General features: G+C 42.1%; 20 protein-coding genes. 8 read left to right on the top strand and 12 right to left on the bottom strand.

Features of this window, described 5'->3' with window-relative positions:
* Positions 1–45 precede the first annotated feature (45 nt).
* Entirely contained in the window at positions 46–810 is a 765-nt protein-coding gene (locus NG22_RS00940; RefSeq protein WP_053403990.1) for a class I SAM-dependent methyltransferase, read from the top strand.
* 273 nt (positions 811–1,083) lie between these two features.
* Here the strand turns inward: NG22_RS00940 and NG22_RS00935 are convergent, their stop codons facing one another.
* From NG22_RS00935 to NG22_RS00925, 3 genes are read right to left on the bottom strand one after another with little or no spacing between them, the layout of a single operon-like run.
* The gene (locus tag NG22_RS00935; protein WP_053403989.1) at positions 1,084–2,061 is read right to left on the bottom strand and encodes a glycosyltransferase; all 978 of its coding nucleotides are present in this window, start codon (positions 2,059–2,061) and stop codon (positions 1,084–1,086) included.
* 17 nt (positions 2,062–2,078) lie between these two features.
* Positions 2,079–3,083: a glycosyltransferase family 2 protein gene (locus tag NG22_RS00930; RefSeq protein ID WP_053406850.1), complete on the bottom strand. Its 1,005-nt coding sequence runs from the start codon at positions 3,081–3,083 to the stop codon at positions 2,079–2,081.
* Positions 3,084–3,095: 12 nt separating this feature from the next.
* On the bottom strand, positions 3,096–3,461 hold the full coding sequence (locus NG22_RS00925; RefSeq protein WP_053403988.1) for a hypothetical protein: 366 nt from the start codon (positions 3,459–3,461) through the stop codon (positions 3,096–3,098).
* Positions 3,462–4,092: 631 nt separating this feature from the next.
* Between NG22_RS00925 and NG22_RS00920 the strand changes: the two genes are divergently transcribed.
* Both NG22_RS00920 and NG22_RS00915 read left to right on the top strand, forming a co-directional pair.
* Positions 4,093–6,216, top strand: a complete 2,124-nt coding sequence (locus tag NG22_RS00920) for a hypothetical protein (RefSeq protein ID WP_053403987.1) — start codon at positions 4,093–4,095, stop codon at positions 6,214–6,216.
* A 45-nt stretch (positions 6,217–6,261) separates the two neighbouring features.
* Positions 6,262–6,738, top strand: a complete 477-nt coding sequence (locus tag NG22_RS00915) for a hypothetical protein (protein ID WP_157600798.1) — start codon at positions 6,262–6,264, stop codon at positions 6,736–6,738.
* A gap of 450 nt (positions 6,739–7,188) precedes the next feature.
* Here the strand turns inward: NG22_RS00915 and NG22_RS00910 are convergent, their stop codons facing one another.
* From NG22_RS00910 to NG22_RS00895, 4 genes are read right to left on the bottom strand one after another with little or no spacing between them, the layout of a single operon-like run.
* Positions 7,189–8,697 carry a carboxypeptidase-like regulatory domain-containing protein gene (locus NG22_RS00910; RefSeq protein WP_082304953.1) on the bottom strand — a complete coding sequence of 503 codons (1,509 nt, stop codon included), beginning with the start codon at positions 8,695–8,697 and terminating at the stop codon, positions 7,189–7,191.
* A gap of 33 nt (positions 8,698–8,730) precedes the next feature.
* The gene (locus NG22_RS00905; RefSeq protein WP_053403984.1) at positions 8,731–10,110 is read right to left on the bottom strand and encodes a CsgG/HfaB family protein; all 1,380 of its coding nucleotides are present in this window, start codon (positions 10,108–10,110) and stop codon (positions 8,731–8,733) included.
* Complete coding sequence (locus NG22_RS00900; protein ID WP_053403983.1) at positions 10,110–10,556, bottom strand: curli assembly protein CsgF; 447 nt, start codon at positions 10,554–10,556, stop codon at positions 10,110–10,112. The genes NG22_RS00905 and NG22_RS00900 overlap by 1 nt, the downstream gene beginning before the upstream one ends.
* Position 10,557: 1 nt before the next feature.
* A complete protein-coding gene (locus NG22_RS00895) occupies positions 10,558–10,914 on the bottom strand; it encodes a CsgE family curli-type amyloid fiber assembly protein (RefSeq protein ID WP_172674296.1) in 357 nt (118 codons plus the stop codon).
* Between the two features lie 395 nt (positions 10,915–11,309).
* Between NG22_RS00895 and NG22_RS00890 the strand changes: the two genes are divergently transcribed.
* The gene (locus tag NG22_RS00890; protein WP_053403981.1) at positions 11,310–11,972 is read left to right on the top strand and encodes a DUF2461 domain-containing protein; all 663 of its coding nucleotides are present in this window, start codon (positions 11,310–11,312) and stop codon (positions 11,970–11,972) included.
* A gap of 63 nt (positions 11,973–12,035) precedes the next feature.
* Here NG22_RS00890 and NG22_RS00885 read toward each other — a convergent pair whose 3' ends face one another.
* The 4 genes from NG22_RS00885 to NG22_RS00865 all read right to left on the bottom strand — a co-directional run bounded on the left by NG22_RS00885 (position 12,036) and on the right by NG22_RS00865 (position 15,424).
* Positions 12,036–12,602 carry a chalcone isomerase family protein gene (locus NG22_RS00885; RefSeq protein WP_053406849.1) on the bottom strand — a complete coding sequence of 189 codons (567 nt, stop codon included), beginning with the start codon at positions 12,600–12,602 and terminating at the stop codon, positions 12,036–12,038.
* A 195-nt stretch (positions 12,603–12,797) separates the two neighbouring features.
* Positions 12,798–13,022, bottom strand: a complete 225-nt coding sequence (locus tag NG22_RS00880; protein WP_053403980.1) for a DUF2905 domain-containing protein — start codon at positions 13,020–13,022, stop codon at positions 12,798–12,800.
* A 610-nt stretch (positions 13,023–13,632) separates the two neighbouring features.
* Positions 13,633–14,661, bottom strand: a complete 1,029-nt coding sequence (locus NG22_RS00870) for a LysM peptidoglycan-binding domain-containing protein (RefSeq protein ID WP_053403978.1) — start codon at positions 14,659–14,661, stop codon at positions 13,633–13,635.
* The gene (locus tag NG22_RS00865) at positions 14,651–15,424 is read right to left on the bottom strand and encodes a DUF4905 domain-containing protein (RefSeq protein ID WP_053403977.1); all 774 of its coding nucleotides are present in this window, start codon (positions 15,422–15,424) and stop codon (positions 14,651–14,653) included. The genes NG22_RS00870 and NG22_RS00865 overlap by 11 nt, the downstream gene beginning before the upstream one ends.
* Positions 15,425–15,700: 276 nt before the next feature.
* Here NG22_RS00865 and NG22_RS00860 point away from each other — a divergent pair, with 276 nt between their 5' ends.
* From NG22_RS00860 to NG22_RS00845, 4 genes are all read left to right on the top strand, one after another.
* Positions 15,701–16,918 carry a nodulation protein NfeD gene (locus NG22_RS00860; protein ID WP_253275636.1) on the top strand — a complete coding sequence of 406 codons (1,218 nt, stop codon included), beginning with the start codon at positions 15,701–15,703 and terminating at the stop codon, positions 16,916–16,918.
* A gap of 4 nt (positions 16,919–16,922) precedes the next feature.
* On the top strand, positions 16,923–18,566 hold the full coding sequence (locus NG22_RS00855) for a DUF6377 domain-containing protein (RefSeq protein ID WP_157600796.1): 1,644 nt from the start codon (positions 16,923–16,925) through the stop codon (positions 18,564–18,566).
* A gap of 165 nt (positions 18,567–18,731) precedes the next feature.
* Positions 18,732–20,867, top strand: coding sequence for a glycoside hydrolase family 97 protein (locus NG22_RS00850; RefSeq protein WP_053403974.1), 2,136 nt, complete (start codon positions 18,732–18,734; stop codon positions 20,865–20,867).
* A gap of 90 nt (positions 20,868–20,957) precedes the next feature.
* Positions 20,958–21,611, top strand: a complete 654-nt coding sequence (locus NG22_RS00845; RefSeq protein WP_053403973.1) for a DUF1349 domain-containing protein — start codon at positions 20,958–20,960, stop codon at positions 21,609–21,611.
* 55 nt (positions 21,612–21,666) lie between these two features.
* Here the strand turns inward: NG22_RS00845 and NG22_RS00840 are convergent, their stop codons facing one another.
* Positions 21,667–22,923 carry a DUF418 domain-containing protein gene (locus NG22_RS00840; RefSeq protein WP_172674295.1) on the bottom strand — a complete coding sequence of 419 codons (1,257 nt, stop codon included), beginning with the start codon at positions 22,921–22,923 and terminating at the stop codon, positions 21,667–21,669.
* Between the last annotated feature and the right edge of the window lie 74 nt (positions 22,924–22,997).

The raw sequence follows: 22,997 nt of genomic DNA, 5'->3' as shown, positions 1-22,997 counted from the left end.
CTATCTTTGTAGCCGCTCTTAACACATGAAATTTTTTGAAGGAAAATGAAGCGATTAATCAGCTTTGTCATTAAGCATATCCCACGAAAATACTTACAACTTTTTGCCCACTTCGGTGCAAAGTTTTTAGGATTGTTCTATTTGGGAAATAAAGTGGAATGTAATGTTTGCCATCACAGCTATCGGGAATTTCTCCCTTACGGTCGCAAACCTCCCCGTTCCAATGCCCTATGTCCCAATTGCCTTACTTTGGAACGCCACCGCCTGATGTGGATGTATCTGCAGGAAAAAACAGACTTCTTTTCGGCTCCCAAAAAAGTATTGCACGTAGCACCGGAGCTGTGTTTCATCAAGCGCTTTGAGGCCATGGATAATCTGGAATACATCACCGGAGACATAGAATCACCGCTGGCCAAGGTAAAAATGGATGTACATGAAATTCCCTTTGAGGCCAACTCCTTTGATGCCGTTTTCTGTAACCACGTGATGGAACATGTGGAGGATGACATTAAGGCCATGAGTGAAATTCGCCGCGTGCTGAAGCCCGGTGGTTTTGCCATTATGCAATCGCCACAGGACATGAGCCGGGAGGAAACATATGAGGATCCTACGATCACTGACCCTAAAGCCCGGGAAGAAGCCTTTTGGCAGTCAGATCATGTGCGCCTGTTCGGAAGAGATTATGGCAAGCGATTGGAAAAGGCCGGATTTGATGTCATTGAGGATGACTTTGTAAAGCAATTACCCGCTGAGGTGGTGCATCAATATGGATTGCCAGCAGAGGAGATTGTGTATTTTTGTAAGAAATAAGATAAGACAGGCAGAGGAATCACCTCTGCTTTTTTTTTGCCGGATTGAAGGCAAATTAACCCGAATTATTCACCGCTAGATTTAGTGAACCACCATAAATACCTACATTTCAGCACCTTCCGGTTGTTTTTATCGAATTATCAATGGCTCAAATTTGGGTATGCTTGCTTTCTCCTTATTCATCTGCTTCGTTGGGAAAAACTCGAAACAGGAAAAATTCCTTCATTTTTCCCGCCTGGCAGCTAAACGAGGATTTAAGCCTGATAATCCGGCTTAATAGATTTTCCTCCCCAGTATTTTCCTAAAACCCCCACGGATAAAACCCAGGCCATACCCCCCCAACTGCACGGTGGAAGTGATCATGCTCAGGGCGCCCACTTTTACTGACCGGTAATGGCGACCAGCATCAATGAAAATGGCCAAATACCACATCAGAATGCAAACCAGAAAAAAGGGAAACACTTCGGGCCACCAAAAATAAGTAGAAAAGGAAAACAACAAGCCTAGCACAAAACAGGCGGGCATAAAATGAATGGCTTTCAACTGCCCCGGATGTAATGCGGACAATATCCAGCGGCCATGCCCAAAGGCGAATACCTGTCTGAAAAATTGCTTCAGGCTGGTGCGGCGTTTATGGTACACCCAGGCCTCGGGAATCAAACCTACTTTAAATCCGGCCGCCCGCATTCTGATTGAAAGATCAATATCCTCACTCAATCGCTCCAGCTGGAATCCGCCGGTTTTCTCCCAAACAGCCCGACTCAGGCCCATATTGAAACTTCGGGGCTGGAATTTGGCATCCGCCTTTTTCCCGCCACGAATGCCACCAGTGGTAAATAGAGAAGTCATCGCATAGGTGGTAGCTTTCTGAAGATCATCAAAATCAGGGTGAGCGGCATCCGGTCCCCCAAAAGCATCTAAGCCCTCTTTTGCTAAAGCGGCATTCACCAGTGCCAAATAATTCGGAGGCAGGATAACATCAGAATCAAACACCAGAAAGTAATCACCCCTGGCGCGTTCAAAGCCAAAATTCCGACTAGGCCCCTGCCCACTGTTCGGCTTATAGAAATACTGCAATTGGAAATGTGGTTCATAGCGCTCTACGATGGCTTTACAATCCACGGAGGAACCATCCTCAATTACCAAAACTTCAAAATCCCGGTAATCCTGATTTTTTACACTTTCTAAAAATTCCTGAATTTCCTGTGGGCGGTTATACACCGGCACCACTACCGAAAAAAATAATGACATGTGGAAATGGGGAATAACTAAACTCTTCTGACACTTACTTCTTCCATAATCTTGGGCTTGGATTCTGAAAAACACTCCGCAATCAAATAATCCTTTTCATTATGGTTTTTCATCACCAAAAGTTCACTGATAAAACCGGACAAAAACAGCTGCATACCAATCACCACCGCCACCAAGGCGATATAGAACAAGGGCTGATCTACAATCTCCCTCACCGGTAAATCATAATACAAACAATAAACCTTATTCAGGATAATATATACCGTCGTGAAGAAGCCCATCATAAAACTTAATGTCCCCAATAAGCCAAAAAAGTGCATCGGCTTCTTCTTAAATCGGGAAACAAAAGTCACCGAAAGCAAATCCAGGAAACCGTGAATGAATCTTTCCAAACCGAACTTGGTCACCCCATATTGACGGGCGCGATGCTGCACTACTTTTTCGCCTATTTTGGAAAAACCGGCCCATTTGGCCAATACCGGAATATAGCGGTGCATTTCTCCATATACCTGAATAGATTTCACCACCTCTAATCGATAGGCTTTCAGGCCACAGTTAAAATCATTCAGCTCAATATCGGACAGCTTGCGTGTCACATAATTGAAGAATTTGGAAGGGATGGTTTTGGATATGGGATCGTAACGCTTGGCCTTCCAACCGGACACCAAATCATAGCCCTCTTCCTCAATCATTTTGTACAAACCTGGAATTTCATCCGGACTGTCCTGCAGGTCTGCATCCATGGTAATGACTACTCGCCCACTTGCAGCCGTAAAGCCTGTATTCAGAGCGGCAGACTTTCCATAATTACGATTAAATTTCAGCGCATGGATATTGGAGTTTTCAAGGCCTAATTGTTTGACCACCTCCCAGGAAGAATCAGAACTTCCATCATCCACCATGATTAACTCATAGCGGAAGTTGTTTTCCTGCATCACGCGATCCACCCAGGCTACTAATTCCGGCAGAGATTCTTCCTCATTATAAAGAGGCACAATTACTGAAATATCCAAATTCCTCATTTCCATTTTGGTTCAATAGACCCCAAACTTACGGAAATTTTGTGGAAAAGGCTGAGCGATCACACAGGGATTCGGTCCCAGGCCTGGAAAAACAAAACAATCCCGGGGATAGAAAAACACCTCTTGAGGGAAAAACTGCACTGGTTGATCCAGCCTCCTTTGATATTCCCAGTTTTTCAAATAATAGATCTCTTCTAAGTCTGGTGATAAATCAATATCCACCAAGACCTCCTCCTGCCCATATAGCTCCTCCATTAAGGTGGCCACTGAAGCCTGCTCCTGCATCAAAAGCAATTTTTCCCGAAGAAAAACATCCTGCCCTTCCACGCTGAAGCTCAGCCCGACCGTCATCAAAATTACCCACAATAATGCTTTCATACACTCCCTTTTTCAAAGGACTATGAGGAATGTAAGATTGTTTGAGCAAGTAGGGAAAATCAGCCAACACTGGGAAAGCGCCCAATCCTAAAAAATGTCAAAAAGCGCAAAAAATCGACATAACAAACTTTTTGATGAAAAAACACTACTTCAGGCAGAAGATTACATAATTTTTATCAGGACAAGAAATTCATCATATTTAAGTATAAATACTCAAGGAAAAATGAAACCCCTTTTTTTGCCTTAATTTTAAAAAAATCAAAGCTTTAGCATCTCTCTACAATCTTACATCTGTACTTTTTTGGAGATCACTGCAGTAAACAAATCCAAAATGTCCTGATTCCTTCAAAAAAGGAACTTCATTAATTTTACAGGCCTTAATTTTTTATTCTATTTTCGATAATAAGTCACATTTTTTCAAAAAAAATCTAAAAACGCTAAAAACCAAACATCACTATTCCTTTTATAAATTGCATTTTTATTGTGTAATTCCACACGAAACGATAATTTAGTATTGCGCAATTGGGAGTTAGTCCATTCCAATTTTCAATTGAAAAAATTAGACAGCGTAATGTCTAAGGCAAATATTATCTCTTTTAACAAAAGTTTTATCTATCAATTTTAACCACTTATGAAAAAGCTATTAATGCTTGCATCTGCAGTAGTATTTTCTGCTGCGGCTTATGCTCAGTCAAATTTGGGTGTTATTGACCAAAATGGCATCAATCAAGATGCTACCAACAATCAAACCGGTAGCAATCACACTTCTCTAATCGAGCAAAAAAATGGCCTTCAGGGTTCAATGCCTGGACAAAATCGCTCTACAACTAAATTTGGGAATCAGGACAATTTTGCCAATGTTGATCAAACTGGCAATGGTACAGATTCTTATGTAGGACAAGAAGGAACTGGTAATATTGCCACTGTTGCATCCAATGGAACTGGAGGAAGTTCCAAAGCTAATACTGTAGATGTTAACCAATTCGGCGAGAACAATTTCGCTACTGTTTCTCAGGATGGTCGCTCTTTATCTATTGATGCAAGACAATATGGAGAAGACAACAACTACATTGAGTCTACTCAGACCGGTAAAAACAATGATGGTACTATTCAGCAAGGTGTCGGTTGGGCCGAGAACAATGCCGCTTTCCTTAATCAGGAAAAAGAAGGTAACAGCGCTGTAATCCAACAGCGATTTGATGCCAACTATTCGAACGCCTCTCAAACGGGTAAAAACAATGAGGCCACTATCTGGCAACGCTCCAAGAACAAAACGACTCCATTTGGAACCAAAATGGGCACTAACCAAGCGGTGCTTACACAAAGTGGAAATAAAAATGAGTTTAATGCAGATCAGAAATGGCATGATAAAAATGTCGCTTTCAACGATGTTAATGCTGCGCAAAGTGGTGATGATAACATGGCTGATGTGGACCAAGATGCCGCTGGTGTGGATGCCAAGAACTACACCTTCCTAAGACAGGGAGGCGATGACAACACTAGTAATGTAACACAAAATGCTAATGCTGCAGCAAACTGGGCTTGGTCCAAGCAATCTGGTGACAATAACACAGCCACCTTGATGCAGGATGCGCAAACCGGCATGAACCATTCCAAAACCAATCAAGAAGGGAAAGGCAATACCGTAACTACAAATCAATACACCTCAGGATCCGGTTGGACTTCTAACGAATCTTTTGTGGATCAATTAGGCATGAGTGATAAAGCTACTGTAACACAAAATGCATCCGACAAAGGCTCTAACTATTCTGATATTGACCAAAACGGCAAAATGGGGGAATATTTTGTTACTCAGGAAGCATCTGATTATGACAGTAAAAACACTGCCATTGTTGGGCAGGTTGGTGAGCAAAATTTTGGTAACACGATCCAAATGGCTAATTCCAAAGGCGAAAACGTTGCATTAGTAGGACAATTAGGTAATAATAGTGATGTTTTCACCACCCAAATCGCCACTAGTGAGGCATTTAACGGACTAGGCATTTACCAAAATGGCACTCAAAGTACTGCTTACATTTATCAAGAAGCTTCCACAGGAGCTTCCCAACTTGCCGGAGTAGAAGAATTTGGCAAAAACAACTATGCTGAAATCGAACAAATGGGCTCTCAAGGCGCTGAGGTATTAGGTGGTATCTACCAAAATGGAGATGGAAATCTTGGTTTTATTCACCAAACTGCTTCTGCTGGATTTGCGGGTGCTGGAGTTGCTTTAGATGGCAAAAACAACTATGGTCATATTGATCAAAATGTAAGTATGGGTGGATCAGCATTGGCTGGCGTGTATGCAGCAGGTAAAGACAATGCTGGTTACACTGCACAAAATGCTACTCTGGGAGGTTCTGCATTCTCTGAAACTTACCTTTCTGGTAAAGGTAACGTTGGTATTAGCCTTCAAAGTGCTGCCTTTGGCGGTAGTGCAAATACTTTGATTGCCACTATGGGGAAAGACAACACTGCATTTACTGGTCAGGTAGCTACTTTTGGAGCAACTGCAGAAGCAAACACCATAATTACCGGAGACAATAATGATGCTGTAATCGGTCAATTAGTAACTAATGGCGCTACTGCTGAAGCGACTATCGTAGTAAATGGAAATAACAATGAAGCCGCTATTTTCCAAGATATCTTCACTGGTGGTACCTCAACAGCTTTAATCGACCAAGCTGGTAATAGTGATCAGGCATTGATCCTACAGCACGGCGGAAACCATACGGCTGTGATCACTCAACAATAATTAAAATTCAGGGAGTGATGATTCACTCCCTTAAACACAACTGTCATGAGACATCTATTAGTGGCATGTCTTATAATAATCTCAATTCATCAGCTACAGGCGCAGGATCCACAAGTAATTCCTTCTTCTGAAGAATACCTTTTGGTTGAAAACACTGCCCCATCTAGTTTGGGAGTTCGGGACCAGCGGGTGGTGATCATCCAAACAGGAACCCACCAACAAGCGGAACTTACCATTAGCGCTGCTGATTATGAAGCTTCCATTTTACAACAGGGAGGCAGTAACACCTATGATTTGAGTTTGGAGGGTCAGAATGTTCGTTTAGAAAATATTCAGGACGGACGTGAAAATCAACTGACACAAACCATTCAGGGAAATCATTTAAACCTCAATATTAATCAGGTCGGTAACAACAACCAACTAGAACATCATGAACTGAGAAGCGGCACCAATGCCGCCAACCCAATAAAGTATTCCATCACCCAAACGGGGGGAATGACTGCCACAATAACTTTTAACTAAAAGGAATACTCTTCATAAAAAGGCTAGCCAAATCTGATTTGGTTGGCCTTTTTTTATTTCAGCTCTCTGGCGATTCCCAAAGAGAAATCCAAAGCCTTTCAGTAATGCCCCTTGGAAAGGGCAAAGGGCTATTATATCCCTTCAAACACCTTCTTAGAAACTAAAAAACATACCGGAACTCCCCCTCAATAGAAAGGAAAACAAGAAAGGGGGCTTTGAATCTTGGGTGTAATTCCGAATACATTCCTCAGTATAAATAGCCTATTCGCAAATCTCCCTTCTCCGCCCAAAGGTACGTTTCAAGCGTCACAGATTCCCTTAAAAATATGAATCGCTTGGACTTTTTATCCATTACAGCCCCTAAATCACAAGGAGAAACTCTCCCATTCTTAACTATTGAGCATAAAAAAACCGGCCTTAGCCGGTATTATAAAATAAATATTTCCTTTTTTATTGCCAATCAGGATAAAAAGCATCTTCAAATACTAGCGTTCTCGATTCCAATTCGGAATCTGAAAGATTATTTCCTACGATTATATCTGCCGAAGCTCCTGCTTGGTTGGAGCCATTTTGAAAGATTAATGAAGCGCCATCCGGACTTACTCTGGGGAAAAAGTCATTAGTCCCTGAAGGCTTCCCAAAGCTCAGGTCCGTTATTTCCAGTGAATTAATATCTATACTGAAAATTCCCGCATCTAGTTGCCGACCATCCACACTCGTACTCCCTGATTTATCTACCGTATAGAGCACATGGCGACTGTCCAAAGTAAAGCTTGGCGAACGCATAGCCCCTTCCTGATTGGCGACTAACAGGATCATATTACCCCCATCACGGTCCATTAAATAAATATCATCCTCATCTACCGTACTTCCAATTACTCGGGTGACCAGCCTAGAATTATCCGGCGCCCATTCCACTTCCGCAAAATGCCGATCGGCAGGAGCGGTAGCAAATTCGGTTAGTCCCGTTCCGTTATAATCGATTCTGTACAACTTATCATAGTGCGGATAGATCAAATACTTTCCATCGGCTGACCAGCAAAACCCTCCACCATAACTATGATAATTATCCATGGGAAGGGTGGTGAGCTTTTTTGGCGTGGAGCCGTCTAAATCCGTTAAGTAAAGCTGCCAGCGTCCCTCCTCCAAAGAGGCGAAAGCGACTAAATCATTCAGAGGATTAATTCGGGGCCAATAAACACCACTAGCAAAGCGGGTTAATTGTACCTCCGCCTGAGATGCTACATTTCCGGAAAAAAGTTGTAATCCAGCGTTGGTCATTTTAGAAAATACCAACCGATTATTCGTCGAGGAGGCCGTACTGAAACTCCAAATGGGCCCTGCCTTTTCCAAACCTCCTTTTACAGTAGTGATCTGCCAAAAATAATTTTGTCCCTGAAAAGCATTTAAAGTATAAGTGGTATCGGTTAAACCTAATCGTTGATCAAAGATCTGATCCTGACTTCCCTGGTACACGACCAAATTATAGGTGATACCTTCTGCATTTAAACTATCCGCGGCCCAGGCCAATTGCACCGTGCTTTCCAGCCCCTGTGCGCCATCTTCAGGGGACGGGCTGTGAGGAAATACCAGGGCGGAATCATCCTCTTCCTCCTCCGTCTTCTCCTCCATTATCACCTGAATAGATTGTAACTCCTCAGAACGTATCGCCACATTCACGGCCCTGCCCTTCAGGTCAGATTTGGAGAAAGAGACCACATATTCCCCAACGGCAATGCTTGATATTCTAAACATCCCCAAATCATCGGTAATAGTTGCCGAACTTGCCGGAGTTGTACTTACACTCACCCCTGCAATAGGGTTCATTTCCTCATCCAATACAACGCCTTCTAAATCCCCAAATAAATCAGGACTAACGGGCTCGTCTCTGCAAGCATTTAAAACAAAGAGAAAAAAAAGAAATAAAGGTAAAAGTCGATATCTTGATGTTGTGCTCATAATTGTAGATTAAGCAACGAATAGTTTCAATAATTAATGGGAGAATAAATAGAAGCTAACCCCCAGGGCGCCATTAAAATGATAATCATTATATCGGCCACGCTTTAAGCCATCAAATTTGTCATTGGCATATAATTGCCAGCCAATGTCCAGAAAAAGGGAAAACCGATTTGAAAGCGCAACGTCCACCCCAGCTCCGGCCATAAAATAGGCACTCTGATGACTGCTTAAATCTGTATTTTCATAAGGAAAACCAAGATTGACATTGCTGAGTGCATAGCCCCCTCCAAACTTAAAATATGGGGACCAAATGGACTTTGGTCTGAGATAATATTGAACATCTGCTCCCAACTGCATATAATTCATTTCCAAACCCGTAGCGGTAAGGCCTCCAGCCTCAAAATTTAAGTTCAAACCTAAGCCTTTGGGCATCATATAGCCGGCTGTAAACCGCCCAAATGGACCAACGCCTTCCTCTAAAATATCACTGTAAAATAAGCTTCCTCCAGCGCCTAATCCCAACTTCAATTTCCCTCTGCGGTTTTCATCCAACTCCCCCCAATCGTTTTGCTGTGCATTCAATTCTTTTTCTACTAAATAATCCTGCACAGCGGGGTGATCTTCCGCAGTTCCCTGTGCGGGAGACCATAATTGTTCCAGCATGCCTTCGACCACCATGGTGTGTACCGCCTTTTCTATCGCCTGCGTCACCGCCAACTCCATGGGTTCGTTATAAGTGGTCCCCACCTCAGCCTCTAGCAGCCGCTTAAAAGCCACATATCGGAAAACCCCAAAATCAATCATTTGCGAAAGCACTGTTTTCGTGGTATAGACCGTTTTCAATATTTTACCATTGGTCGTGGATACTGCACGCAAATATACGGTCACGCGATCCTCGCGGTATTGCCCATTCCCTCCGGTTCCAAAATACTGTAAACCAGCACCTCCGGTGACCACATTGGCATCATAGGATATGATCCCTCCCTCCAACACAATATCCCCAAACAATAGTGGCGGGAGCTTTGCTTCTGACTGTTGATTATCCTCCAAATATGCCGCCTGACTGGAACGAATAATCTTCCGCTCATTTAATAAGTTGGAAAGCCCTTCCCGTTCAATAGGAACAAACCAACCCGATTCCTCCAGAGAGCGAAGAAGAATTGAAGTCGCCCCTTGCGTAACCGCCGTAGACCAGGAAGTCCCTGCTGCGGAGGGCTTATATTGACCAGTCTGATCTCGGAATTTATATACCGCAGCAATAATTTTCTTTTCCGGAGGAGGAAGTTCATTAAAAGCTTTTGAAGTAGGTGTCTTGGTGCCCAGGCGCGCCGGAGTAGTCTGAAACATATTATAGTGTGGACTACAGGCTGCGAGCAACAAGGCCGCAAAAAAAAATAAAATAAATTGCTTCATCAGAAAAAAGGAACATCTATTTGTGTGGAACCACCGGACCTGACATCTTCAATGTTGATATTAAAACCACCAAGGCTTTCCTCAATATCCACATCAAAATTACCTAAGGAAAAACTGCCGGTCTTTAAGGTACCGTCTTCGCCCAGGTATTCTTTTAGGATTTTTTCTGTTATGGCATCCACCAATCGGTTCTCCAAACCGGTCTGTAAATCATTCCATTTTTGATTTGGATCCTCGGATTCTATCAATTTATTGATGGCATCCTCCTTGGGGTCTTTGTAGGTATTTTGCGCATTAGCTGCATTGAGCATGGAGGAATAATTCAAATAAGACCCCCCAAAGGAGGTATTGATAGGCTGATAGACGAAGTCCTGCGCAGAGGCCCAGGAAGTGACCATGAATAAAAGCCCCATCAGCATGGCTATTTTTAAGCTTTTTTGTTTCATATTAATAAATGCCGTTTCCCAATAAATCAAATGCTTTCAGTAAATCCTGATTATTCCGAATAAAGCCATGAACCCGCCCTACTGCATAAGTAGAATAAGCTTCAATCACTTCCGGACGCGGACTAATCATAAAAACCCCGGCCTGTTCATTATTGACGGTAATAACGATTTCAGAGGAGTTACCCATCGCTCGTTTCTCTTTCACTTCTACTGTTAAGCCTTCAGAATATTTCGGCCAAACCCATTGCTTTTCAAATTGAGAAAAAAACTCACGACCGGGAGGCGTAATCGTTTGATCCACCAAAAAACCCGTTAGTGTTTCTTGAGGAGGAAACAATACCGACCACAGAAACATCATTATTACCATAATTAAATTGATTATTACACTCCCAATTTATTTAATATTTTATCCAAATTGCGCATCATGTAATTATTGTCATGGTAATTCTCTAAAAATCAAACGGAAAGTGAATTAAGCGCAAATTTTAACACCCCTGTTTCGGTCTTTCCGCAATAATTTGATGTAATAAAAACTACATTATGTAAATTTTTTATTAGAAAAGTTTAAAAAAAAGTCAGCAACTCTTGTAATATTTATATACAAAAGCCAAAGAGGCGAAACAAAATCAACCCCCTAAAAACCTACCATCCAACAGCTTAAATCAATAACAAAAAAAAACACCGGCGATTAATCTATTAAATATTAAATTACAATCCCTAAATAGCATTTTTCAACTCTAAAACCTCCAAGCAATGATAAGCCAAAGTACTTTTGACTTTATAAATGAGCTAAAGACCAACAATAACCGAGAGTGGTTCAACGAACATAAGCCCAAATACCAAAAGGCGCTGGCGGAATTTGTAGACCTTATGGGGAAAATGATTGCCATTGCTTCTGAATTTGATCCAATTGTCGGACAGCAGGAAGCTAAGAAAAGTGTTTTCAGGATTTATCGGGATATTCGGTTTTCCAAAGACAAACGACCTTATAAGGAGCATTTTGGAGGTTGGTTAAGTGGCAACCCAAAATCAGATCGTGCTGGATATTATATTCATTTGGAACCGGGCAAATGCATGATTGCCGGTGGTGTTTGGCAACCGCAGAGCCCCAGATTAAAAAGTATTCGGGAAGAAATCAGTTATAATGGGGAGCAATTCAAATCCATCGTAGAAGCTCCGGCCTTTAAAAAAATGTTTGGAAACCTACAGGGGGATGAGTTGAAAACAGCCCCAAAAGGTTATGACAAGGCAGATCCTTTAATCGAGTATTTAAGAAAGAAAGACTTTCTGGCGATCCATTACCTCAAGGACGAAGATTTTATGGATGACAAAATTGTATCCAAAGCGAAAAAAATATTCGAAGGCATCGCTCCCTTAAACGCTTTTCTGAATGAACCCTTTGACAATGGGGAGTAAAACGGTATACGATATAAAAAAAGGCTACCCAAAATGAGTAGCCTTTTCTTTTATCTGATTTTTTTATTTCCCTAACATTCCCGCCTTCAAAGCTTTGTCTGCTGGCTTATTCCCTAACCAGATTCCGTACAATGCCTTTTTGAATGCTACTCCCTCAATGGTAGTCATCAATTTACCATTTTTCAGTACCTCGGTTCCTTTTGCCGGAACATAATTAAAAGTGAAGGTATCCTGTTTTTCAATATCATCCGCGAATGCTCCCATGAACTGGTCAATCTCTTTCTGAATTGGGGCTAAATTCCCACCCGTAGAAGCTTTAAAGCCATCCATTGTAGAGGAAGTAAATTTATCACGAGTCACCATTCCGGAGATAATGGTTAACTGTACGGACTGTATTTCGTCAGCATTTACAATGGCCATACCATCATTTGATGCCTGCCCCAAGTACAATGCGCCCACATACAAATCCATAAAATATTTCGAACGAGTTCCTGCACCAACTAAGTCCAGTTTCTTCCCTTCAACTGTAACATTAGCGGCTAATTTAACTCCTGAAACTTCTTTTTGCGCTTCGGCCTGTAAGCAAAACAATAATGCAAAGGCCATTAGAAAATAACGTAATGGGTTCATTTGATTCATTTAATTAATATAATATCCAGTTTTGCAAAGATAGTGCTTTCACAAATGATTTAAAACCAAGTGCTGAGACTCCTTCATTAGAAATGAAATTGAATGTTTGATTTTCAATCAGTTTAAATAAAATATAAAAAAATAAAACTTAAAGCAAACACTAAGTTTCCAACTATCAAAACGGGAGTTCCCTTTCTAAAAAAATCTTCTAAATAAATGAAACAGCACCGAAAGGATCACCGAAACCAGCATCATACTGACCCATGGAATGTAAAGCTGGAAATTTTCTTTTTCCACACGGATGTCACCAGGAAGATGGCCAAACCAGGATCCCTTTCCCTGTAGAAGGTAAATGATTAGCCCGATAAGAAATAGCCCTGCACCGGCCATCATTAATATTTTCGCCAATGAATTTTCCATTTTTCAATCATTTTGTTGTTTGCTCTGGCTTCTAAAGGCCGCTAAATTCAGTAAGCCGATATTTCAGGCTTATTTCATTTTCAAACCACTCCTAATCGCGTTAATTCAGCGAAAATTATTCCCCGCTGGATTTACCAGCCCACAAATTATTTATTTTCAATCCATTACAGATATTTCTCTTTGGATTTTAATAGCCCAAATTTAGTTAATTATTCATAATTCGGCTTAATCCCAATTTCCTAAAAAATATCAGCTGAATCAGTCGCAGCAATAATCATCTGCCTTACCCTCTCAGCAGTCACCTGTGATAATTGGTGAAATAGGTAGCAAAATACCATCAAACCCAAAAAAAGCGTCCTGATTTCTCAAGACGCTCTTTATCTATTTAGAAGGAAGACTTTTAACCCGGATTATTCATGCTTAAATCATCGTTTAGCTGTAAGGCGGAAAAAATGAAGGAATTTTTCCTATTTCGAGTTTTTTCCAACGAAACAGATGAATGAGGAGAAAACTAGCTTACCCAAATTTGAACTATTATAAACTAAAGTTTAATAAACTGAAGACAAACTACTTACACTAATCTGATAAATTTAGCGGTGAATAATTCTGGTTAAGGCACATAGGTCACTTCCACCGGGAAGCGCTGATCAAAAGCCCCCAAACGCTCATAGGCCGTCTTACTTAAGGCAATCACCAAATTGGCATTATCACCGGTTGGCGGCAATTTACCAATCACCCGAACGAACACACTATAGTTATTCATATCATTCCTCACTTGCATAATCGTCCCAACTGGAGCGCTAGGGTGTAAAGCCAGATACTTCTTGGTGTCTTCCGAACCCGTCATGATGCCGGACATTCCTCTTTCCCGAATTTTCTTGAAATCCGTACCATCTTCAATTTCCTCACGGGAATAGGCAATTTCTTTCACCTCTGGGTTATCTGCTTTAGCCGTCACTTCCTTCACCTGTTTTGGATTTGTGGTGGCTGGCAATGTTTTCACAACTTCGGCTTCCTTCTCCGGTTTTCCCGTACCCAGGCCAACAATCAGATACTGGCCCTCTTTCAGGCTATTACTGTTCAAACCATTCCATTTCTTAATATTGTCTACCGACACCTTATATTTAGAAGAAATAGCGTACAAGGTTTCTCCTTTCGCTACCTGATGCTTTAGGTTACTGGCATCTGCAATATGGTTGGCAAATTTTACCGCATCCGTACCATCTGTAGGAATTTTAATTTTCTGCCCTAATGAAAGAGAAGTATTGGACATCCCATTGTACTGCATGAGCTGATTCGCGCTCACACTGTATTTTTTAGAAATACTATATAGGGTTTCTTTCGCCTGGACTACGTGAACAATCTCTGAGCCGGACTTAGATTTGGTGGCTTTTTCACCAACTGCTCCTGCTGCGGCCGGCACCTTAATTTTTTGTCCCACGCCGAGGTTCTCCGAAAGCCCTGGATTCATTTCCTCCAATTTGGCCACGGTAGTTTTATATTTCTTCGAAATCGAATAAAGGGTTTGTCCCTTTTCGATAGTGTGATAAGCATGCGACTGTGCTACCACATCGGTATTTCCAACAGTCCATGAAAATAGCAATGCAGTAAGGGCTAATGCGATTTTTTTACAGGTCATAGATACATAACTGGTTATGACGGTTGACAAAAATCAACTGATCAGAAACGACAAAAAAGCTTTGCAGGGTGATGTTAGGCAAATTTTCCGCCAAAATACTTTCTAGCAATAGCGCTCCTTTCCGATCATAAATATGAAGCTTATTGATCAAGCATTCTTCTTCGTAAATATAGTAAGAAATTACTATTTGAGCATCAGATTGGAAATAATCCACTCCTTTTTGGATGGTATCTCCGGCTTTTTTTTCAATAAAAACCCTGATTTTTTCAAAATACTCCGAATCCTCCGCATAATGCGCAATTTTGACGGGATTATCACCATTCTTCGGGTCAATTTTTATTTCCTCCCCCAGCCATTGGGCCTCTCCGCTTTCCAGCTCAATAAAGGCAGGCTTACGCTCGCCATCCTCCACAAATCCCCCATATAATTTCCCATCGATGATGTCCGCGGGCAGAAATTTCTCCGCTTCCCATAAGATCTCATTTTTTACGACCTCCAATAACCAAAGCTTACGGGAAGTGGGATTGGTATGATCCTCATAGGAGCGAATCAATAGCTTACCTTCCACGACTGCGTCCAGTGTCACCCACCAGCTTTCAGGCATTTCAAAAGGACCCCATAATTTCCGGGAGTCATCCAAATAGGCAAAAGTGGCTTGAAGTTCTTCCTCATTGCGGAATTCAAAGCCCAGTCCATTGCCTTTTTCTGCAATTTCCAGCTTCCAAAGTCTTCCGGGCAGGTCTATGGTTTGTAATTTGTTCAAAATTGGCGAATTTGACGTATTAAATACAGATGGACAAATAGAAGGATTTCGGCATGGATCTGCAAATTATCAAAAGTGAATTGCTGTAGCCTTTCCGACATTTGTCCGAAGCCAATTTCGAAATGATTTTTTTAATATCAATTCAATATGCAAAGTCATCAACCATTTTTCCTGAAACCGGGCCTCTCTTTGATGCTTATCTGCCTTCCATTTATATTGATGGCGCAAAGCACCAGGGTCTTTCACATGCACATAGACGATAATATCGACCCACGAATGAATCGCTATGTAAAACTGGCCTTAGAGGAAGCCGAAAATCAGGAGTCCGATATTATCCTGATTGAAATGGACACCTATGGCGGGGCCGTAAATGATGCGGATGATATCCGCACCGCTCTGCTGGACACAGAAACCCCGACCTACGTTTTCATCAATAAAGACGCCGCCTCGGCCGGTGCATTAATTTCTTTTGCCTGCGATAGCATTTATATGGCACCCGGGGCAAGCATTGGGGCAGCCACCGTAGTGGTACAAACCGGAGAAGCCGCGCCGGATAAATACCAATCTTATATGCGATCCATCATGAGATCCACGGCCGAAGCCAAGGGACGTAATCCGGAAATCGCCGAAGCAATGGTGGATGAAAGCATCTATATAGAGGGCATTTCAGATTCCGGAAAAGTATTGACGCTATCCACTTCCGAGGCCATCAAATATGAAATTGCGACCGCGGAGGTAATTTCTGTCACGGACGCGCTGGAACATGCAGGGATTTATGACTATGAGATAACAGAATTTGAACTCTCTGCCTTAGAAAAAATTATCGCCCTGGTACTAAATCCCGCTGTTAGCGGCATTCTGATCCTGATTATCCTGGGCGGCATTTATTTTGAACTTCAAACGCCTGGAGTAGGCTTTCCAATTGCAGCAGCGGTAATCGCATTGACCATTTACCTGATTCCGCATTACCTTCATGGTCTGGCCGCCTATTGGGAAATCATTTTGTTCTTTATCGGACTGGTGCTCATTGGCCTGGAAATATTCGTAATTCCGGGCTTTGGTATTGCAGGTATCTCTGGATTAATCCTGACTTTGGGCTCCCTAACGCTGATTATGCTCGGCAATGACTTCTTTGACTTTTCCGGTGTACCCACGGATCAAATCTATTCCGCAATGGGTGCAGTCTCCATTTCATTTGCACTTTCTTTAATTCTGGTCATTGTAGGCTCCATGCGACTACATAAATCCTCCTTCATCAACCGCCTGGCCCTGACCACCACCCAGGAATCCAGTGAAGGTTATCAGGTAAACTTCCATCAGGAATCGCTGGTAGGTAAAATAGGGGCCGCCTATACCGTGCTTCGTCCGAGCGGCAAGGTGGAGATTGACGGAAAAATCCATGATGCTTTTACCCGTGGAGATTTTATTGATGCGGGCACTGCAATTAAAGTCATTAGCCAGGAAAGCAATACGCTAAAAGTAAAAAAAGCATAAACCAATGCCCCAATTTTTGTTGATCGCCCTTTTGGCAGGTTTTCCCTTTTTCTCCCGGGCAGAGAATACGGACAATCCTGCTTTAATTCAACTGGAAGAAACGCTTCAGCGCAGAGCGGAATTTACCCAAAAAAGAAATCGTAAAATCTCCTCACTCCGGTCTTTATTATTGGATAAAAACCCGGGTGGAGAGGAGCGATTCCGTTTGCAACAAAAGCTATGGGAAGAATACAGCACCTTTCGCATTGATTCGGCATTATATTATTGCCTTCAAAATGAATCGCTTGGGAGCCAATTACCAAATGATCGGTATTTTAAGGATGCTGCCCTGAACTTATCTCATGCCTATATTTTAGCCGGTATGACGCATGAGGCCCTGCTGTTATTGGATCAGCTGGAAAAACAAGCCCTGAATGAGGGGCAAAAAACCGCTTATTATTCCAGCCGACTCACTTTATACAATTACTTACGCGCTTACCTTAGCAAGTCTCCGCAACTGGCCAACTATCAGCAATTATATCACCAATATCAGGACTCCTTGCTTAGTCAATTGAAGCCCACTGATGTGATTTACCCCGTGATTATTGCCGAAAACATGATGGCTGACGGGCAGATAGCCGCCACCATCCCCATTCTGCAGGAGGCATTGTCCAAATTTCAGCCCGCAGACCGCCCCTTTGCTTTTACTGCCTATACGCTGGCTACTGCCTACGGCCTTTTGGGTGAGGAAGACAAGCAAATTCAGGCTTTGGCGCTATCGGCCCGGTCTGACATTGAAAATGGAATTAAGGAACATGCCGCCCTGCGCGAGCTGGCTATTTTGCTGGAAAAAAAGGGCGAAAGCGAAAGCGCTTTTTACTATACCAAAATTGCCCTGGAAGACGCCACCTTCAGCGGCTCCAAATTACGAACTTTCGAAATCGGGCAAATTCTGCCATTGATCAATCAAAGCTATATTAACCTCCGTGACCGCCGAAAGCGCATTTACCTCTGGTCCCTTTGGCTGGGAGGAGGCTTCATGTTATTCATTTTAATCGCCTTTCTCTTCTTTCTCAGACAAAGAAAAAAGTTGCAAACCGCTTATCAGGAAAATCAGGAAATTAACCTTCGTTTGAAGTCTTCCGTAAAGGGTTTAGCAGAAAGTAATCAGCTTATTCAAACCAAAAATGAGCAATTAGCCGCCGCCAACAAGCAAAGGGAAACTTATATTGCCCAGTACCTCAAACTATGCTCTTCCTACATCGGTAAGATGGATCATTTTAGAAATCGCCTTCGCAACAAAGCGAGCAGTTCGAGCATGGATGACTTATTAAAAGTATTAAAATCGAAAGAATGGATAGAGGAAGAATTACTCGCTTTCTACCGGGATTTTGATCAGGCTTTTCTGGATCTCTACCCCAACTTTGTCCGGGATTTCAATGCCCTCCTTAAACCGGATGCTCAGGTGCATTTAAAAGAAGGAGAATTGCTCAATACCGAATTAAGAATTTTTGCTTTGATCCGTCTGGGCATAAATGAGAGTCCACAGATCGCAGAATTTCTTCGTTACTCCACCACTACCATCTATAATTATCGCACCAGTGCCAGGAATAAAGCGGCCGGCCCAAGGGATTTATTCGAAAATCAGGTAAAAATGATTACTTCCTGAATGTAACCCACTACTTATTCTACTACTTTATAATTATTAAATATGCCTATATATAACTCTGAATGCATATTTAAGCCACTAACCACCTCCTTTCCATCTACTTTCTCTATTAATGTTTTGGTGGGAATGCTACATTTGAGCATCAAGCATCCAAAATAAACATTCATGAGAAAGCTTCTTTATATTTTCACATGCCTGCTGCTATCGTATAAAGCCATAGCCGGCGAACTAAATTCCCCAAATGGAAATTTTAAGCTTAAATTTTCCCTGGAAAATGGAAAGCCTACTTATCAATTAGACTATAAAAATCAAGCAATCATTTTACCTTCTACCCTGGGTTTTGAACTGGTAAAAGCGCAGGACTTACTCGATAACTTCGAGTTGATTGCCGAAACCACCGATTCCTTTGACGAAAGCTGGAAGCCAGTCTGGGGGGAGCGAAGTGAAATTCGAAATCAGTACAATGAGCTGTTGGTCGCCCTGAACCAAAAAGGAACAGAGAGAAAAATTAATATTCGATTTCGCCTTTTTGATGATGGACTGGGCTTTCGTTATGAATTCCCCCAACAGGATAACTTACAATACTTCATCATTCAATCTGAAAACACCCAATTCGCCATGGCTGGCGACCACACTGCTTTCTGGATTCCGGGCGATTTTGATACACAGGAATACAATTACAATAAATCCAGGCTTTCTGAAATCAGAAGTTTAATGCAAGAAGCCATTACCCCCAATGCTTCACAAACCCAGTTCTCCCCCACGGGTGTGCAAACTTCACTGATGATGAAAACGGACAACAATCTCTACATTAATTTACATGAAGCAGCACTAATTGATTACTCTTGTATGCATTTAGAACTGGATGATGTAAACTTCATTTTCCAATCTCACCTAACGCCGGATGTTTTGGGCAATATGGCCTATATGCAAGCGCCCACCCAAAGCCCATGGAGAACCGTAATCGCGAGTGATCAGGCGGCGGACATTTTACAGTCCACCTTAACCCTGAATTTGAACGAGCCCTGCGCTTATGAGGACACGGAGTGGATTAAACCGGTCAAATACATTGGCGTCTGGTGGGAAATGATTTCCGGCATGAGCTCCTGGGCCTATACCGATTTACCTGCAGTAAAGTTGGGAGAAACCGATTACAATAAAACGGAACCTAATGGCACTCATGGTGCCACCAATGAAAATGTGAGACGCTATATTGACTTTGCGGCGGAACACGGTTTTGATCAGGTGCTGGTAGAGGGCTGGAATGAAGGCTGGGAAGACTGGTTTGGGAAATCAAAAGACTATGTATTTGACTTCCTTACCCCATACCCGGACTTTGATGTGGAAGCCCTGAATGAATACGCCCATTCTAAAGGAGTAAAACTGATGATGCACCATGAAACCTCCGGTTCAACCAGAAATTATGAGCGCCATATGGATCAGGCCTATCAATTTATGGTCGACCATGGATATAATGCGGTAAAAAGTGGATATGTAGGCAATATGATCCCAAGAGGAGAAACACACTACGGCCAATGGATGGTCAATCATTATCAATATGCCTTAACGAAAGCGGCGGACTATAAAATCATGGTCAATGCCCATGAGGCCGTACGCCCGACAGGTTTAAGCAGAACGTATCCCAATTTGGTGGGGAATGAATCCGCCAGAGGTACGGAATATGAATCTTTTGGTGGCAACAATCCTGACCACACTACCATTCTGCCTTTCACCCGATTAATTGGTGGGCCAATGGATTACACCCCAGGAATTTTTGAAACGGATATTTCCCAGTACAATCCGAACAATACTTCTTATGTACGCAGCACGCTGGCGCGTCAGCTGGCTCTATATGTAACGATGTACAGTCCTTTACAAATGGCGGCGGATCTCCCTCAGACCTACGAAAAGTATATGGACGCATTTCAGTTCATCAAAGACGTTCCGGTAGACTGGCAGGAAACAGTCATTTTGGAGGCCGAACCCGGAGACTACATCACCTATGCCCGCAAAGACAAAGCATCGGAAAACTGGTTCGTGGGAAGAACAAATGATGAAGAAGCAAGAACCTCCAAAATCAACTTCCACTTCCTGACACCCGGCAAAAAATACATTGCCACCGTTTATGCGGACCAAAAAGATGCGCATTATAAGGACAACCCAAAAGCCTACCAAATCAAGCAATATCAGGTAAATAGTAAATCCAAACTTAACCAATATTGTGCCCCGGGAGGCGGATACGCCATTAGCATTATGGAGGTCACTGACACCAGTACGCTTAAAGGCTTGAAAAAATTATAGTTTCCATCACCGAAAGGTCGTCTTTAATCAGACGGCCTTTTTTTTCACCATCCGAAGCATTAATTTCCTTATCAAAACAAACGATTTATTATGCAATACCTTCCAATTATTTTGAGTCTGCTACTATTGTCTCCTCTGGAGAGCCTGGCACAAAAATTAACGTCCATGCAGTGGCTGAATGAACCTGAAACATGGGAAATTGAAGATGGTCGCCTGATCATGCAGGTAACAGGCCAAAGCGATTACTGGAACAAATCTCACTATGGATTTATGGTCAATGACGGTCCTTTTCTTTACACCGAAAGAGGCGGAGAGTTCGAGGTGACCTTAAAAATTACCGGTGAATATGAAACACGTTTCGACCAAATGGGACTAATGTTCAAGATTGATGAAAACCATTGGGTTAAAACAGGGATTGAGTTCGTAGACGGAGTATACAATTTCAGCACCGTCCATACAATTGAAAAAAGCTCCTGGTCAGTGGTACCCTTAAATGAAAAGCCTGCTTCCATCTGGATTAAGGCCACCCGAAAAAGAGATGCTATTGAGATATTCTATTCCATGGATGGTAAAAAATTCACCATGAGCAATACGGCCTATTTTCCGGAATATAAAGACGTAAAAGTAGGCATGATGGCCGCCAGCCCTGACGGGAATGGCTTCAAGGCAATTTTTGAAGCATTCAAAATAAAGCACTTGCCGGACGAAAGACGCCTGGAATGGCTGCAACAAAATGCTGAATAAAAAAAACCGCCCCCATAGATTTGGAGGCGGTTTTTTTATATATCAAAGGATAATTTTATGCGGCTTTTTGCGCCGCACGCATTGCTTTTTGTGCCGCAATGGTCTTTCTTCTAATCGGGAACATGTTCTTGTATGTTAAACATCTCCAAATCCACTCCAAAGGACCGAAGGCAAACGTTCTCTGCCAAATTTTACTAAAAGCGATCTGGGCCACGTAGAAAATAACCGCGATCACCCAAATCTCTGTCAAGCTAAAGGCTCCAAAATAACCAAAACCAACGCCGTAAAAGAAAATGATTCCAAAAATGGTATGGGATAAATAATTCGTAAATGACATTCTTCCCACATCTGTTAATCCTTGTAGCGCCGCCTGTCCGAATTTAGATTCGAAAATAATCGAGATCATACAAACATATGAAAGGGACAATAACACCTGACCAGGCACTTCCACCGCTTTATAAGCAATATCACTCCACTGTGAAGGAACCTCTCCCATACTTCCTCCAATCGCATATTTACCAATAAGGGTCAAAGCCAATCCCGGGATAAAGAACTTCCAGAAATTCTTCATTTTTAAGGCAGAAGTCGTGAAGAAATTCTGCTCCGCTAAAAAGAATCCTAATAGAAACAAACCTAACACCTTCATTGGACGACCGGAAGGAATAAAATCAAACCATCTCCACAACACATTGTGCCAGTTCATTTTCAAGGTCTCCACCCAACTTCCAGACTGAAAAGCAGCCGTCACGGCTTCAGGGCTCATATCGATATAGGTCTTTTTGGCCAGATGTGTTTCAGGAACACCCCAACCTGGCGCCACATATAAGAGTACCACATCCACTACCAAAGAGGACATGAGTAAAATCAAACTGTACTTCAGGATATTATCAGAGGATAAGTTTCTAAACTGAATAAAAACAAAGCCCATCAAAGCATACAGCATCAAGATATCACCTGACCAAAAGATCATATGGATAAAGCCAAATAAGAAAAGAAACCATAATCTTCTCTTATAAGTCTTGATAAACGGCCCCTGATCTTCCTTGTATTTTCTAAACTGAAAATAAAAGCCTACTCCAAACAATAAGGAGAAAATAGTATAGAACTTTGTGTCAATAAAAACACTCAGAAAGGTCGATAAGTAGGAATCTAACTCATACCAGCGCAGGCTATCGTAGGTAGAAGAGGGGATAAACTTATAACCACTCCAGGATAAAATATTAGCGAATAAAATACCTAGAATGGCAAAGCCTCTCAAAGCATCAATAACAGCTACCCTTTGATTAGCCGAGGTGGGATTGATATTCTTCATAATCGGTTTTTGTTGATTCCTTTCACACTTATGCATAAAATATGCCAAAAAAGGTCTAAAATTTCCTACAAGAA

This window comes from Persicobacter sp. CCB-QB2 (assembly GCF_001274635.1).
Taxonomy (GTDB): Bacteria; Bacteroidota; Bacteroidia; order Cytophagales; family Cyclobacteriaceae; genus Persicobacter; species Persicobacter diffluens.
This window is presented reverse-complemented; position numbering and strand designations above follow the sequence as displayed.